The 15603-nt window shown below is 70.6% G+C and carries 14 protein-coding genes; 5 read left to right on the top strand and 9 right to left on the bottom strand.

The genetic code is table 11. The annotated features are described in order from the left end of the window. The first annotated feature begins 31 nt into the window (after positions 1-31). Positions 32-667 carry a TetR/AcrR family transcriptional regulator gene (locus tag F9C12_RS34450; RefSeq protein WP_409463193.1) on the top strand — a complete coding sequence of 212 codons (636 nt, stop codon included), beginning with the start codon at positions 32-34 and terminating at the stop codon, positions 665-667. Positions 668-1090: 423 nt separating this feature from the next. Here F9C12_RS34450 and F9C12_RS34445 read toward each other — a convergent pair whose 3' ends face one another. Continuing rightward, positions 1091-1783, bottom strand: coding sequence for a type 1 glutamine amidotransferase domain-containing protein (locus F9C12_RS34445; protein WP_409463192.1), 693 nt, complete (start codon positions 1781-1783; stop codon positions 1091-1093). 321 nt (positions 1784-2104) lie between these two features. On the opposite strand from F9C12_RS34445, the gene F9C12_RS34440 reads away from it, so the two are divergent. The 4 genes from F9C12_RS34440 (at position 2105) to F9C12_RS34425 (ending at position 6659) form a co-directional block, all read left to right on the top strand. Further along, positions 2105-3727, top strand: a complete 1623-nt coding sequence (locus F9C12_RS34440) for a flavin-containing monooxygenase (RefSeq protein ID WP_409463191.1) — start codon at positions 2105-2107, stop codon at positions 3725-3727. Positions 3728-3826: 99 nt separating this feature from the next. After that, positions 3827-4789 (top strand): alpha/beta hydrolase, encoded by a 963-nt coding sequence (locus F9C12_RS34435; RefSeq protein WP_409463190.1) that lies wholly within the window; start codon positions 3827-3829, stop codon positions 4787-4789. Between the two features lie 84 nt (positions 4790-4873). Continuing rightward, on the top strand, positions 4874-5617 hold the full coding sequence (locus F9C12_RS34430; RefSeq protein WP_409463189.1) for an alpha/beta fold hydrolase: 744 nt from the start codon (positions 4874-4876) through the stop codon (positions 5615-5617). Positions 5618-5774: 157 nt separating this feature from the next. Continuing rightward, positions 5775-6659: a helix-turn-helix domain-containing protein gene (locus F9C12_RS34425; protein WP_409463188.1), complete on the top strand. Its 885-nt coding sequence runs from the start codon at positions 5775-5777 to the stop codon at positions 6657-6659. Positions 6660-6684: 25 nt separating this feature from the next. Here F9C12_RS34425 and F9C12_RS34420 read toward each other — a convergent pair whose 3' ends face one another. The 8 genes from F9C12_RS34420 to F9C12_RS34385 are packed head-to-tail and all read right to left on the bottom strand — an operon-like array spanning position 6685 to position 15575. Then, positions 6685-8601: a GMC family oxidoreductase gene (locus F9C12_RS34420; RefSeq protein WP_409463187.1), complete on the bottom strand. Its 1917-nt coding sequence runs from the start codon at positions 8599-8601 to the stop codon at positions 6685-6687. A 40-nt stretch (positions 8602-8641) separates the two neighbouring features. Further along, positions 8642-9589 (bottom strand): alcohol dehydrogenase catalytic domain-containing protein, encoded by a 948-nt coding sequence (locus tag F9C12_RS34415; RefSeq protein ID WP_409463186.1) that lies wholly within the window; start codon positions 9587-9589, stop codon positions 8642-8644. Between the two features lie 25 nt (positions 9590-9614). Continuing rightward, on the bottom strand, positions 9615-9902 hold the full coding sequence (locus F9C12_RS34410) for an antibiotic biosynthesis monooxygenase family protein (RefSeq protein ID WP_409463185.1): 288 nt from the start codon (positions 9900-9902) through the stop codon (positions 9615-9617). Between the two features lie 38 nt (positions 9903-9940). Then, complete coding sequence (locus tag F9C12_RS34405; protein ID WP_409463184.1) at positions 9941-11146, bottom strand: acyl-CoA dehydrogenase family protein; 1206 nt, start codon at positions 11144-11146, stop codon at positions 9941-9943. A 19-nt stretch (positions 11147-11165) separates the two neighbouring features. Next, the gene (locus tag F9C12_RS34400; RefSeq protein ID WP_409463183.1) at positions 11166-11933 is read right to left on the bottom strand and encodes an SDR family NAD(P)-dependent oxidoreductase; all 768 of its coding nucleotides are present in this window, start codon (positions 11931-11933) and stop codon (positions 11166-11168) included. Continuing rightward, positions 11930-12964, bottom strand: coding sequence for a phosphotransferase family protein (locus tag F9C12_RS34395; protein WP_409463182.1), 1035 nt, complete (start codon positions 12962-12964; stop codon positions 11930-11932). Before F9C12_RS34395 ends, F9C12_RS34400 begins: the two co-directional genes overlap by 4 nt. Further along, on the bottom strand, positions 12961-14622 hold the full coding sequence (locus tag F9C12_RS34390; RefSeq protein ID WP_409463181.1) for an AMP-binding protein: 1662 nt from the start codon (positions 14620-14622) through the stop codon (positions 12961-12963). Before F9C12_RS34390 ends, F9C12_RS34395 begins: the two co-directional genes overlap by 4 nt. Beyond that, the gene (locus F9C12_RS34385) at positions 14619-15575 is read right to left on the bottom strand and encodes a cyclase family protein (RefSeq protein ID WP_409185918.1); all 957 of its coding nucleotides are present in this window, start codon (positions 15573-15575) and stop codon (positions 14619-14621) included. The genes F9C12_RS34390 and F9C12_RS34385 overlap by 4 nt, the downstream gene beginning before the upstream one ends. Between the last annotated feature and the right edge of the window lie 28 nt (positions 15576-15603).

The following is a 15603-nucleotide window of genomic DNA, read 5'->3' as shown; positions in this document are numbered from 1 at the left end:
AAGTGAAGCTTTGGCAAGCTAGGATTGCCCCATGGCTTCGCCGACCACGCCCAAGCGGCCCTACGCACCGCGCCTGCCCCCGGCCGAGCGCCGGGAACAGCTGCTCGACACCGCGCTGGAGATCATCAACACCGACGGCGTGGCCGCCGTGTCCGTCGACGCCGTCGCCAGACTGGCCGGCGTCACCCGCCCGGTCGTCTACGGCCAGTTCACCGACTCCGACCACATCCTGCGCGAACTGCTCGACCGCGAGGGCCGGCGCGCACTCGCCCAGCTCGCCGCGGTGATCCCCGCCGACCTGACGACCGCCGACCCGGTCCAGACGTTCACCACCGTCGCCCGCGGCTTCTTCGACGCCGTGCTCGCCGAGCCCGCGCGGTGGCGCTCCATCCTGCTGCCGGTCGACGCCTCCCCGCCGCCGGTACGCAAGCACAAGGAACGCAGCGAAGCGCTCGTGCGCGCCCGCTTCGCCGACCTCACCCGCCACTTCCTCCGCGGCCGTCCTGGCGCCGAGGACATCGACGTCGACCTCCTGGCGCACCTCCTGCTCAACGCACTGGAAGAAGCCGGCCGCCTGCTCCTGCGCGCTCCAGGCCAGTACCCGCCGGAACGCCTCACCGCCATGGCCCGGTTCCTCGCCGAAACCCTCATCCACCGCTACCCGTAACGCGCTCCCGAAATCCGCGCCCGGCATCGTCAGGGGCAGACGAGGCGTTGAAGCCGTCCCGCGGCTGGCTGTGGCTGACCGGTGCCGAACGCGGCACCTGCCGGCGCCCGCGTGGTCATGCTCGTGGACAGGTCCGCCGAGTCGATCCTCCCGGCGGAGGGCGAGGTGTTCGCCGCGGTCGGGCTGAAGGGGTCGAGGCCGGGTTCGCAGCGATGCCGCGGCAGCCAGTGCTCGGTGGTTCGGTGCCGGTTGCCATGCCGCTCGCACTCGCCAAGCGCGCAGCGGGTGGGTCTCGTTCCGGATCAGCGTGCGGTCTGGCAGTTCGGCGCAGTGCCTTCGCCCAGCGTCCGGTGATCGCGTTCCTCCGGGGCGTTCGGACCCGAGCAGCACCGCGGCTCGGGACACTGCTGCCGGAGCCGGTCGTCAGGCCCGCAACGCGGCGACGACGGCTTCGGCGACAGGGCGAGCGCTGCTAGGGTTCTGACCGGTGATCAGCCGGCCGTCGGTCACCACGTACGGATCGAACGGCTTGTCGGCGATGCTGTAGTTCGCTCCGCGCTTTTTCAGTTCGTCCTGCAAGCTGAACGGCACCGCGTCGGCGCGCTGCGCGGCTTCCTCCTCCGGCCAGGAGAACCCCGTCACGTTCTTGCCCTTCACCAGCGGGGCCCCGTCGTCCCGGACGACCTCCAGCAGGCCGGCCGGGCCGTGGCAGACCGCGGACACGATCCGCCCGCTGCCGTAGAAGCGGGCGGTCAGCTCGGCCAGTTCCTTGTCCCGGAAGTCGAACATGACCCCGTGGCCGCCGGTGAAGTAGATCGCGTCGTAGTCCTCGACGTTCACCTCACCGGCTTTCTTGGTGTTCACCAGCAGGTCCATGAACTCGCGATCGCGGTACCGCCGGTCCGTGCCCAGCTCGCCGAGGACGTCGTGGGCCAGGCTCTCGGGGTCGATCGGCACGTACCCGCCCGCCGGGCTGGCGAGGTCGAGGTCGAAGCCGTTTTCTTGGGCGCAGTCGTAGAAGTGGGTCAGCTCGCCCAGCCACAGCCCGGTCCGCATCCCGGCCTTCTCGTACTCCCGGGCGTTCGTGACGATGATCAACATCCTCTGGGTGGCCATGCTCGTTCTCCCACGATCCGTCGAACTGTCTGGCTTACCCCCGGCTACCCGCTGCGCCGCATCTCAATCGTGCGCCGCGGCGACTGCGCGGACCGGCTCCGGAACCCCGCGGGCGCCAGCCTCCGGCTCGACCGCAAGAACGTCCAAGAAACCCCGCAGAAACGTCCTCCCCTCGCTGGGAGCCATCCCGCTACAGTTTCGGAAATCGCTGATCAACCGGTTATTCGCGGTGCCGGCACAGTTCCCGCGCCACCTCTTTCGCGGGGGGCCGGCGCGCTGACCGCGCACCGGATCGAATCGCCACACCGAAGGATGACGACTGTGACAACGACGTCCCACAGCGTTGAAGCCGATTACGACGCGATCGTGATCGGCGCCGGATTTTCCGGTCTCTACATCCTCAAACGACTGCGCGACCTGGGTCTGTCCGCCCGGCTCTACGAAGCCGGCAGCGGAGTAGGCGGCGCCTGGTACTGGAACCGCTATCCGGGAGCGCGGACCGACTCCGACAGCATGATCTACTGCTTCTCGGAATGGTTCGACGAGGATCTCGTGCGGGAGTGGGGCTGGCGGGAGCGCTACTCGAGCCAGCCCGAACTGGAACGTTACTTCAACTGGGTCGCCGACCGGCTGGACCTCCGGCGGGACATCGACTTCGACACGCGGCTGCGCTCCGCCGTCTACGACGAGCAGGCGGCGCTCTGGACGCTGACCACCGAGCAAGGCTCCGTCGCGACCGCGCGCTACTTCATCCCGGCCGTCGGCGCTCTGTCCGACCCGAACGTCCCGGACTTCCCCGGGCTCGCGGACTTCCAGGGGCCCTGCCACCATTCGGCACAGTTCCCGAAGGACGGCATCGACTTCGCCGGAAAACGGGTCGCGGTCATCGGAAACGGAGCCACCGGTGTCCAGATCGTGCCCGAGGTGGCGAAGACGGCGGACTCCGTCCGGCATTTCATCCGGAATCCCTGCCATCTCGTGCCGGGCCGCAACCATGTTCTCGCCGAGGCGGACGTCGAAGCGACGAAAGAGGCGATCACCGAGATCCTCGGCTATTCCCGGAACACCTTCGGCGGGTTTCCCTACGATTTTCTCGGCACGGCGCTCGATACGTCCCCGGCCGAGCGGCAGGCGGCGTACCAGAAGAGCTGGGAGCAGGGCGGGTTCACCTTCCTGTTCCTGTTCGCCGACGTCCTGGCCAGCCGGGAGGCCAACGACACGACGATGGACTTCCTCCGGGAGAAGATCCGGACGCTGGTGCGCGACCCCGCGACCGCCGGACTCGTCACGCCGACCGACCCGTGGCTGACCAAGCGTCCTCCGCTGGAGCACGGCTACTACTCGGCGCTCAACCGGGACAACGTCCACGTCGTCGACATCAAGGCGAACCCGGTCGACGCCGTCACCTCGAACGCGATCCGGCTGGCCGACGGGACCGAGCACGAGGCCGACGTCATCCTGCTCGCCACCGGTTTCGACTCCTACACCGGTTCGCTGAGCAAGATCGCCATCCGGGGGCGCGACGAACTGCCGCTGACGGCCCGGTGGGCCGATCGCCCGCGCAACCACCTGGGCCTGATGAGCGCGAAGTTCCCCAACATGTTCATGCTCTACTGCGGCCCGTACAACCCCGCCCCGTTCACCAACGGCCCCACGCTGATCGAGCAGCAGGCCGAGTGGATCCTGGACTGGATCCAGTACCTCGACGCCAACGGCCACGTCGCCATGGAGCCGACCGAAGCGGCCGAGGAGGAGTTCTTCGCGCTGCATTCGGAGATCGCGAACTCGACGCTGATCCCCGAGACCTCGTCGTGGTGGACCCGCGCGGCGGCCGGCGCGGACGAGCCGCGGCTGGTGATGTCCTGGGCTGGCGGCTTCCCCGAGTACCGGCGCTTGTGCGACGTGAACGCGGCCGGGAAGACGGACCATTTCGTGCTCCGCTGAGGATCCCGCCCCTTTGCCGTCTTCACTTCCGGCACCCGTGCCCGCCGGACCGGACGGCGCGGCACCGCCGATCCGCACCCCCGATGAACGGAGATGATCATGTCGCTCGACGCACGCACCGCGCAGTGGCTCGAAGGGCTCGCTGCCTCAGGTTTGCCGCCGCTGAACGCATTGCCGGTGCCCGCCGCCCGCGAGGCATTCGCCGGCGCGGTTTCGGCATACGGGATCGCGACTTCCGCAGCGGCCCGCATCGAAGAGCGGTCTGTCGAGACTCCGCACGGCGACGTGCCGGTGCGGCTGTACACGCCGGAGGGATCTGGTCCCTTCCCCGTGCTGGTTTACTTCCACGGCGGCGGGTGGGTGCTCGGGGACCTGGACACCGCGGACGGCGTCTGCTCCTACCTCGCCACGCACAGCCACGCGGTCGTCGCCTCGGTCGGGTACAGCCTTTCCCCGGAGGCCAGGGCGCCCATCGCCGCCGAGCAGTGCCACGCGGTGACCCAGTGGGTGGCCGACAACGCCGCGCTCGTCAACGCCGACCCGGAACGCATCGCCGTGGGCGGTGACAGCGCCGGGGCCAATCTCGCCGCAGTGGTAGCGCTCATGGCGAGGGAAGCGGCCGGACCGCGGCTCGTCCACCAGCTGCTGTTCTACCCGGTGGTGACCCGGCAAACCGACGCGGAATCCTATGCCGCGTACGGCGATGGCTACTTCCTGACCAAGGCCATGATGGAGTGGTTCTTCGACCACTACCTCGACGGTGGGGACGGCACGGACTGGCGGATTTCGCCGCTGGCCGCGAAATCGCTGGCGGAGCTGCCCGAGGCCCACGTGATCGTGGCCGAATGCGACCCCACCCGCGACGACGCGGAGAAGTTCGCCGCCGACCTCGCCGCGGCCGGGACCACGGTGACCTTGCAACGCTTCACCGGCCAAATCCACGGGTTCGTCTCGCTCGCCGAGGCGATGCCCGAGGGGAAGGCCGCGCTGGCGGACGCGGCGGCCCGGCTGCGCGGGACGTTCCGTCGCGGCTGGGAACCGCGGGTCTGGCTCGCCCGCTGAGATGGTCCGCTTCGCACCACCCCGTCCGACCCCCGACCACCAACCCCGGTGCCGCGCGCACCGGTCCGACGAAGAAAGGCCGTCATGGCAGCGGTAGCTACGATCGAGGGGGCCGGACCGGCACGCGTCCTGGTCCTGCACGGGTGGGCATTGGACAGCACGGTCTGGGCGATGTCCCGCTCCTTCACCGACCTGGCGCGCTTCACCTACGCCTATCTCGACTTCCCCGGATACGGGGCGGCCAGCAAGGAAGCACCGGCCGCGGGTCTGGACGAGATGGCGCGGGACGCCCTGGCAGCCGCCGGCGAGCTGGGCTGGGACCGCTTCTCGGTCCTCGGCCACTCCATGGGCGGAGCCGCCGCGATCAGGCTCGCCACGCTGGCCCCGGACCGGGTGCACGGCGTGGTCGCGCTGACGCCCGTGGCGGCGGGCGGAACCCCGCTCCCGCAGGACACCTACGCGGGATTCGACGCCTCGTTCCCCACCCCGGCACCGGTGCTGCAGCCCCTCGCCCCGAACCTCACCGACCGTCAGGTGGCGAACCTCGTCGCGAGGTGCCACCAAACGATGGACCAGGCGACGTGGTCGGCCTATCTGAAGAACTGGACCGGCGCCGACTTCGTGAAGGAACTCGGCGCTTTCCCGGGGCCGGTCCGGATCTGCTACGGCGCGGACGACGGGCTCGTGAACGCCGCCTACCTCGACGAGACCGTCACCGGCCTCGCGCGGGCCGATCTGGTCCGGCTCGAGGGCGCCGGGCACTACCCGATGCTGGAGCAGCCGGAGGCCAGCGTGGCCCAGTGGGAGGATGCGCTGCGGCATCCTTAGTCCCCTGAATTCCCGGTCCCCTGGGCTGAGCCGGTCCCACCGGGTCCCCGGTCGCTCGTTGCGGACGGCCGTCCGATGTGTGACGGTTGGACGTCGCCGTGCCGGGCCCCGGTGGACCGGCCGCATCGAAGCGACGGGTTCTCATCGTGGAGACGACGTGCACGCTGCCATCAAAGTCGATGAAGTGCCGCGCTGGGTGCCGGGAAAGCTGACCTTGCACAGTCCCGCGCGGGAGTGGCCCGGCCTCACGCTGCGCGGGTACTCCTATCCCGGTCATGTCGTCGACGTGCCGCCGCTGCGCGACTACCTGGTGATCGGCTACCGGCGAGGGTCGACCCTGATGCGCCGGCGGCTCGGGGGGCCGTGGAGCGAGGACGAGGTCCGCCCGGGGGACGTGACGCTGCTGACCTCCGGCGCGGAGACGCAGTGGGAATGGCCGGGCCGGATCGACGTGATCCACAGCTACGTCCGGGCCGCACACCTGGAACAGACCTGCCGCGACATGTTCGATCGCGAGATCTCCGGCATCGAGCTGACCGACACGCTCAGGGCCGACGACCCGCATCTGTTCCAGACCCTGATGAACCTGGCCCGCGAGGCGCGCGAACCGCAGGCGGGCTGGCACCTCGTCGTGGACGCGCTCACGATCCAGCTGGGCGTGCAGCTGCTGCGCAACCACGCCAGGATCGCCTTCGCCCCGATCCGGGCCGCGCGAGGGCTGACGTCGCGCCAGCTCGACACGGTGACCGAGTACATGGCCGCCAACCTGCACCGCAACGTGACCCTCGACGAGCTGGCCGGCTCGGTTTCGCTCAGCCGCTTCCATTTCTCCCGCCAGTTCCGCGCGGCCACTGGCAAGACTCCGCACGAATTCGTGCTGCGGCAGCGTCTCGACCGGGTGCGGCAGCTCCTCCGCCGCAGCGACCGCCCGATCTCGGCGATCGCGCACGAATGCGGATTCGCCGACCAGAGCCATCTCTCCCGGGTCTTCCGGAAGCACTTCGGCTTGACCCCGGGCGACTTCCGGGCCGGCGGGACCTGACCCCGCCCGGGCCGTTCTCCGGCGGCTAGCTGCGCCTGCCGGGGACAGGATGGTCGGCGAGGATGTCCGCGCTCGCCTTCTCGCTGGCCAAGTAGACGGCGCTGGCGATGAAAAAGCCTGGGATGTCGGGGAAGACCGAGGCGTCGACGACGCGCAGTCCCGAGACTCCGCGGACGCGGAACTGGCCGTCGAGCACGCCGTCCGGGTCGTCGCCGGCGCCGATCTTCGCCGTGCCGCAGGCGTGGTGTCCCCAGGCCTGGGTGCGGACGAACTCGGCGAGCCGGTCCCGGGTGCGGACGTCCGGGCCCGGAAGCAGTTCCCCGCGGACGATGTCGCCCGCGTGCCGTGCCACGTCCCGGGCGATCTCGATGCCTTCGACGACTCCGGCGAGGTCGTCCTCCCAGCCGGCCGAGCCGTCCTCGAAGTACCGGAAGCGGATGTCCGGGGCGTCCAGCGGGTCGGCGGAGACGAGAGCGACCGTGCCCGCGCGGTTGCGGGTGTGGCCCTTGAGCACCAGCACGGACATCCGGTTCTTGTGCGCGACGGCGTCCGGGGCATAGCCCGGGTAATAGCCGCGGAAGTCGATGGGCAGCGCGAAGACGATCAGATCCGGGTCGCCGTCCGAAACGCTCGACTTGGCGACGATGGCCGCGAGGGAACCGTTCGTGGTGTACGGCCCGTCGCGGTCGGTTTCCCATTCCGTGTACAGGGCGTCCGCGGCGGCGCTGTCCGGCGGGACGTCCAGCGGCGAATCGCCGAACACCGGGTAGTCGCGGGCCATTTCGCTCACGACCGACACCTCGTACCGGTCGTGGAGGTTCTTGCCCACGCCCGGGAGATCGGCGCGGACCTCGATCCCGAGCGACTCGAGGTGCGCACGCGGCCCGATGCCGGAGAGCATGAGCAATTGCGGTGTGTTGCAGGCGCCGCCGCTGAGGATGACTTCGCGCCGCGCGAACACCCGCCGAGGCGCCGGGTCGAACCGGGGAACGGAGTCTTCGTCCTTCCCGGTTCCTCGCTGCGCACACGTGCCGCCCGGCCGGTCGTCGGGGCCGCCGCTGGCCCGGTAGATCCTCTTGCCGGCGACGTATTCCACCCCGGTCGCGCGGTCGCCGTCGAACAGCACCCTCGTCGCGAGTGCGTTCAGCCGCACGGCGAGCCGATCCGGGAACTCCGCGAGCGTCGAGACGAGCCGTTCGCGGCTGCCGTTGCGTTCTCCGTCCCGCACGGCGACCGGGATGAAGGTCATGCCCGCGAAGCCGGCTTCGACCGTGTCGAGAGCGTTCGGGTCGCGGGGCAGCGAGACGTCCTCCGGGATGCCGAAGCGCTCCCGGGCGGTCTTCTCCATCGCCTCGATGATCCGCAGGAACATCGGTTCCCGGCCGCCGATGTCCGGCCGCGCGCGGGTGGTTCCCAGCCACCCGTCGCGGCCGTGGCCGGCCTTGCGGTCGCGGTCGGCGGGGGTGTCCCCGGGCATCGGCTCGGCGTCCTTGCCCCGCCACCGTTCCATCGCCCGGAAGTGCGCGCGCATGGCCTCCGGAGACCATCCGGGGTCTCCGGTCAGCGAGGCCAGCCGGGCCCAGTCGCTCGGATGGGGATAGATGGTCACCATCGCGCTGATCGCGGTGCTGCCGCCCAGCGTGGCGCCGCGCGGGTACAGGATGCCGCCGCGGTGCGGAACGTACTTCTCGTCGCGGCGCTCGGCGGCGTCGTTTTCGTGGTGCCGGACGAAGAAGTTCCAGGCCATATCCGGATCTTCGCTGGCATACGCCTGCATGATCGGGATCGAGTAGTACGGGCAGGAGTGGTCGTCGCCCGCTTCGAGCACCAGCACCGAATGACCCGCGCGCGCGAGGTTCGCCGCCAGCGGACCGCCGCCCGCGCCCGACCCGACGATCACGAAATCGTAGGTCTCCTCGGTCTCTTCGCTCTGTCCCGCCACCCCGGGAACGGTACTGCCGCAGCCGTCCGCTCGCGACATTTCACACCGTCCGCAGGACGACCTTGCCGAGTTTGCCCGGCGAGCCCAGCCGGGCATAAGCGTCGGGCGCCCGCTCCAACGGATAAACGCTGTCGATCGGGACCGTGAGCTTTTGTGCCGCGAGGGCGCCGAAAAGCCCTTGGCGCACCCGGTGCGCGAGAACGGTCTTCTCGTGCGTGCTGCGGGACCGGATGCTCGAGCCGAGCACCCGGCCGCGGTTCTTCATCAGGTCGAACAACCGCAGCGACACCTCCTCCCCCGCGCCGACGCCGATGACCAGGATCCGGCCGTACGGCTTGAGCCACCGCACGCGCCGCAAGCAGTCCGGGCCCCCGACCAGCTCGACGATGACGTCGTAGGGCCCGTGGTCCTCTTCCTCGTCCGGAGTCACGACCGTCGCCCGCGGCGTCAGCTCGCGCACTCCCGCGTGCAGCTCCGCACGACGCACGCTCGCGACGACTTCGGCTCCCGCGAGACCGGCGACCTGCGCCATCGCGGTGCCGACCCCGCCCGCCGCGCCGGTGACCAGCACCCGCTCGCCGGGCCGCACGCCGGCCTGGTCGACGAGCCCGTCCCAGGCGGTGCTGAACGCCTCCGGAAACCCGGCCGCGTGGACGTCGTCGATCGCGTCCGGGACGGGCAGCAGCAGCCCCGCGGGGACCGCGAGCCGTTCGGCGTGCCCGCCGCCGCCCACCACCGCCATGACCCGGTCGCCCGGGCTCCATCCGGACACCTCGCGGCCGGTTTCTTCGACCACGCCGGCGATCTCCAGCCCGGGGATGTCCTCCGGCCAGCCCGGCGGGGCCGGGTAGGCGCCCCGCGCCTGCTGGAGATCCGCCGCGTTCAGCCCCGCGGCGTGCACCCGGACGACCACCTGGTCGTCCGCGGCGACGGGATCGGCCGCCTCGCCGAGGACGAACCGGCCGTCCTCGATCCTTGCTGCGCGCATGCGCGTTCGCTCCTTTCCCGTCGGCTCAGACGGCGTACACGTGCTCGACCTCGGGCGGCGCGGCGAAGTACTCGCCCACGAGTTCCCGCCACCGCTGGAAATCCGGGGATCCGCGGAATTTGACCGTGTGGTGTTCGACTGTCTCCCAGGTGACGACGAGCCGGTAGCGTGCCGGATTTTCGATACTGCGCCACAGCACGGCTCCCTGGCATCCGTCGGCGCGGTCGAAGATCGGCTTGGCCTCTGCCACTCCCTTCTCGAACTCCTGCTCCGTCCCGGGACGGACCTCGATCTGCGCGATTTCCCGGATCATCCGGATCTCCTTTTCCCTGGCTGGTTTCGGCTGGCTCGTCATCCGACGTAAGGACGCTCCCGGCGCAGTTCCTCGCGGGCGACGGAGCGGCGGTGCACGGCGTCGGGGCCGTCGACGATGCGCAAGACGCGCGCCCAGGAGTAGAAGTAGGCGAGCGGGAAGTCGTCGCTGACCCCCGCGCCGCCGAAGACTTCGATGGCCCGGTCGATGACGGCGGCGGCCATGTTCGGGGCGGCGACCTTGATCGCGCCGATCTCCGTGGCCGCCCCTTTCGCGCCGTGCCGGTCGATCAGCCAGGCGGTCTTGAGCACGAGCAGACGCGCCTGGTCGATCTCGATGCGGGACTGCGCGATCAGGTCGCGGACCACGCCCTGGTCCGCCAGCGGCCCGCCGAACGCGTGCCGGTTCCGGGCGCGATCGACCATCAGCGCCAGCGCCCGTTCGGCCATGCCGATCGCCCGCATGGCGTGGTGCACCCGGCCGGGCCCGAGCCGGGCCTGGGCGATCATGAAGCCGTCGCCCTCGGCGGCGATCCGGTTCCCGGCCGGGACGCGGACGTCGTCGAAGGCGATCTCGGAGTGTCCGTGCTGGTCCTGGTAGCCGAAGATCGGCAGGTGCCGGACGATGCGCACGCCGGGGGTGCCGCGGGGCACGAGCAGCATCGACTGCTGGCGGTGCGCGGGGGCGTCCGGATCGGTCCGGCCCATCACGACGAAGATCTCGCAGCGTTCGTCGGCCGCGCCGGTGATCCACCATTTGCGCCCGTTGACGACGTAGTCGCCGCCGTCGCGGACGATCGAGGTGGCGATGTTGCGGGCGTCCGAGCCGGCGACGCCGGGCTCGGTCATCGCGAACGCGGAGCGGATCCTGCCCTCCAGCAGCGGTTCCAGCCATCGGCTCCGCTGTTCTTCGGTGCCGAACATCTGCAGGATCTCCATGTTCCCGGTGTCCGGGGCGGCGCAGTTCATCGCTTCCGGGGCCAGGACCGGCGACCAGCCGGAGATCTCGGCGAGACTGGCGTAGTCGACGTTGTCCAGCCCGGACACGGCGGGCAGGAACAGGTTCCACAGGCCGCGCCGCCGCGCTTCCCGTTTGAGGTCGTCGAGCACGGGCGGCGTGGCGTGGTCGGGGTTCTCGGCCCGCCAGTCGCGGTAGGTCGCTTCGGCGGGGAAGACGTGCTCCCGCATGAAGTCCCACAGCCGTTCGGACAGCTCCGCGGCCCGGGGGGACAAACTGAAGTCCATTGTGGATTCTCCGTGGTGGTCAGTGACCGGACATGCCGCCGTCGACGGGGAGCGTGATCCCGGTGATGTAAGAGGAAGCGTCGCTGGCGAGGAAAACGACGGCGGTGTCGAGTTCGCGCTGCCTGCCGAGCCGCTTCAGGCTCGCGGTGCGGTCGACGAACTCGGAGAGTTCCGCGCGGGGTATCGCCGCGGTCATCTCGCTGTCGAAATAGCCGGGGGCGACGGCGTTGACGCGGATGCCCCGCCGCCCGGACCACTGCTGCGACAGGTCGCGGGTCAGCCCGATCAGCCCGGCCTTGCTCGCCGCGTAGGCGGCCTGCGGCGCGTAGGACTTGATCAGCCCGAGCACGCTGGCGATGTTGACGATGCTCGATCCCGGTTCCATCACCCGCGCGCAGGCCTGTGCCATCCAGTACGCGCCGAAGAGGTTGACGTCGGCCACTGCGCGGAATTCTTCCGGTGTCTCCCGCAGCGCGGGCACCGCGGTGCCGAGCCCGGCGTTGTTCACCAGCACGTCGAGCCGTCCGAACTTCTCGAGGACGGCTTCCGCCAACGCGGTGCAGCCGGCGGGATCGGTGACGTCGGTGCGCACGGCCAGCACCCGGCCTCCCGCCGCGGCGATCTCCCCGGCGAGCGCTTCCAGGGGCTCGGCCCGGCGGGCCGCGACGGCCACCGTCGCGCCGGCTTCGCTGAGCGCGCGGGCGAATCCGGCGCCGAGCCCGGAACTGGCCCCGGTGACGACGGCGACCCGTCCGTCGAGGCGGAAGCTGTCGAGAACGCCGGTCACCGCGCCGCCTCCAGGATGGCGAGCCCGGACTCGGCGAGCCGGACGACGTCCTCGTCGACCGTGCCGAAGTCCTGTCCGCCCATGGTTCCCGCGGCCGAGCGGGCGGCGACCCCTTGGATGATGACGGCGAACTTGAACCGGGCGAACGCCTCGTAGTACGCGACCGCGGACACGTCGCGGCCGGTGCGCCGCGCGTAGCGGTCGAGAAGGTACGACCGCGGCGGGAACCCGTCCGAGGCGGTGACGCCGGGCACGAGCGGGGTGGGCGGCTCGCCGGCTTCGGGCCAGTAGAACAACAGCATCCCGAGGTCGGTGAGCGGATCGCCGAGCGTGGACAGCTCCCAGTCGAGCACGGCGGCCACCCGGCCGGGATCGGCGGGATCGAGAAGGCAGTTGTCCAGCCGGAAATCGCCGTGCACCACGGTGGGGGCGGGGCTTTCGGGCAGCGCCCGCCGGAGTGCGAGCCCGAGCGCGTCGAGACCGGGCGTCTCCCGGGTGCGGCTCGCCTCGGACTGTGCTTGCCAGCGGCGCAGTTGCCGGGCCAGGAAGCCCTCGGGCCTGCCGAAATCCGCGAGGCCAACCGATTCCGGGGCGACGCCGTGCAGTTCCGCCAGCGTGTCGACGAGCGCGTCGGCGATCCGGTGCCGGTCGGCGGCCGTCCGCGCGTAGCCGGGCGGGAGCGCGTCGCGGATCACCCGGCCGGGAACCTTGCGCATGACGTAGAACGGCACGCCGAGCGGTTCGGGCGACGGTTCGAACAGCACGATCTCGGGAACCGGGACGCCGGTCGCCGCCAGCGCCCGCTGGACCCGCACCTCCCGCCCCATGTCGTGGGCGCTCGGCAGGAGGTCGCCCTCGGGCGGGCGCCGGAGGACCAGCGCCCCGGCGGGGCAGGCCAGTTCGAAGGTGAGATTCGACTTGCCGCCCGCGATCAGCTCGGCCTCGAACGCGGTCCACCGGTCGTCGCCGAGGGCCGCGGCCAGCGCGGGCCCGAGCCGGTCCGGCCGGAGCAGGGCGCCGATCCCGCTCATCGCCGGTCCCTCAGCTCGCGGCGGAGGATCTTGCCGGAGGCGTTTTTCGGGATCTCGTCGAGGAATTCGACGAGCCGGGGGTACTTGTACGCCGCCATCCGCTCCTTCGCGTAGTCGACCAGGTCCTGCGCGGACGCCGAGGCGCCGGGGTTGAGCGAGACATACGCTTTGACCGTCTCGCCGCGGTAGGGGTCGGGAACTCCGACGACAGCCGTTTCGCGGACCGCGGGATGCGTGTAGAGCACGTCCTCGACCTCGCGCGGCCAGACCTTGTACCCGGCCGCGTTGATCATGTCCTTCTTGCGGTCCACCAAATAGAACCAGCCGTGCTCGTCCATGAACCCGACGTCGCCGGTGCGCAGTTCTCCGCCGGGGAGCGATTCCTCGGTCGCGTCCGGCTTGTTCCAGTAGCCCGGCACCACCTGCGGTCCCGCGATCGCCAGCTCGCCGATCTGCCCGGGCGGCACCTCCGCGCCGCTTTCGTCGAGGACCCGCACCACGGTGTTGAACACCGGCACGCCAATGGAAAGCGCGCCGGAATCGGGATCGACCGGGGCGCGCACGCCGCGCGGGACGCAGTGCGACGGCGAACTGGTTTCGGTGAGGCCGTAGGCGTTGTGCACCTGGATGCCGAGCTGGTTCTCGAGCGATTCCGCGACCGCGGGCGCGATGGCGGCGCCGCCGGAGTAGACCGTGGTCAGCGAGGTGAAGTCTTCCCGGCTCACACCCGGAACGCCGGCCAGCGCGGTGAACGCGGTGATGGCGCCGATGGTGAAGGTCGGCCGGTGCTCGCGGATGGCGTCGACCATCACGGCCGGCTGGAAGCGGTGTGCCAGCACCAGCGGAGCGGGCAGCAGCAGCGCGAGCAGCGCGTGCCCGACGAGGCCGGTGATGTGGAACAGCGGAGCGATGCCAAGGATCGTGTCGGCTTCGCTGATGCCCATCCAGTCTCGGTAGGTCTGTGCGTTGAAGGCCAGGTTGCGGTGGGTGTTGATCGCACCCTTGGGGACTCCGGTGGTGCCGGAGGTGTACGTCAGCACCGCCGGGTCGGAAGGCTGCGGCTTCGGTGCCGCGATCGCCCGTCCGGAGTGCTGCGCCACCAGTTGGACGAGATCGCGGACGCCCTCGTCGCGTCGCCGGGCCGCCTCGCCGAACAGGCGCGGATCGGCACGGGTCTGCCAGTCCAGCGCCGACGTGGTGACGACTGTGCGCACCGCGGTCCCGCCGTCGGCGATGACGTCGCGGGCGACCTCGGCGTACAGCTCGTCCAGGGCGAGCAGGGCGGTCGCGCCGGAGTCGGCGAGCAGATAGCTCAGCTCGCGCGCCCGGTTCATCGGGTTGATCGACACGGCCGCGCCGCCGGCCTTCCAGGCCGCGATCAATCCGATGAGGTACGCCGGGTTGTTCTGGGTGAACAGGGCCAGCCGGTCGCCGGGGGCGAATCCGTCGTCGATGAGCGCGGCCGCCAGCGCGTTCGCGGCCTCGTCCACCTCGCGCACGGTCAGCGTGCCGTCGAAGTAGCGGATCAGCACGGTGTCCGGGGCGCGGCGCACCGACGCGTCGAACAGGGCCAGCGCGGTGTCGTGCTCCGGGCGGATCTCGGCGGGGTTGCCCTCGCGGTAGAGCGAAAGCCAGGGCTTCGCGGTGTAGGCGCTCATTTCACCGCCATCGGGTTGACCGGCGAGCCGCTCGCCCGGTGGATCTTCAACGGGGCCGCGGCGTAGAAGAAGGCGTACTTGCCGTCCTCGGCGCAGTCGGCGGCGAGCTTCTCCAGGTCGCAGATCTCGGTGAACACCACGCCGAGGTTGCGCATCAACGCGTTGTGCAGCACCAAAGCCACGCCGGTGTTCGGGTCGGTGGTGACCTCGTTGGCGATCGTGTCGGTGACCAGGTTCGGGATTTCGCGCCGCTGGAACCATTCGACGAGTTCCGGCGAGTAGACGAGCCCGGCTTCGCAGAACCCGTCGTAGAAGGCGTCGCCCTGTTCGAAGAACAGCCGCAGGTGGTTGGTGCGGATCAGCAGGATGTCCCGGTCCTCGATCGCCGTGCCCTGCGCCGCGGCGCACGCCTCCAGGTCCTCGTGGGTGAAGGTCTCGCCCGCGTCGAGGTAGTCCTTGCCGCGGAACCGCGCCATGTCCAGCAGCACCCCGCGGCCGGCCACGCCGCGCTCGGCGATCGGGGCGACGCTGGCCTTCTCCAGGCCGCCGACGGTGCTCCGCGCGTCGTAGCCGTTCCAGATCCGGCCGTCGTACCAGACGTGGCCCAGCGCGTCGTACTGCGTCGAGCCCTGCAGGAACGCTTCGATCTTGTCGTCGGCGTAGTGCAGGCCGCCGGGGAATTCCGGGCCGTCGCCGCCCTCGTCCCACGCGGACTCGTCGATGACCTGCTCGCGCTCGGCGGGGCTGCGGCCCGGCCACACCGGCTCGCCCGCCGGGTCCCCGATCAGCCGCTGCAGCGTGAACACCTTGCCGGCCCCGATCTCCGCGACGCCGCGCAGGACCTGCTCCCCGGTCAGGTAGTTCAGCGCGCCGACCTCGTCGGCGGGACCCCACTTCCCCCAGTTCGACGGCGCGTTCGCCAGCAGGTCGGTCAGGGCAGGTGCGTCGCTCATCGATCATCCTCCACGTCGAGCCAATCGG

This window comes from Amycolatopsis sp. GA6-003 (assembly GCF_046267895.1).
Lineage (GTDB): Bacteria > Actinomycetota > Actinomycetes > Mycobacteriales > Pseudonocardiaceae > Amycolatopsis.
Note: the sequence above shows the minus strand (reverse complement) of the source record. Positions and strands in the feature narration are given on the sequence as shown.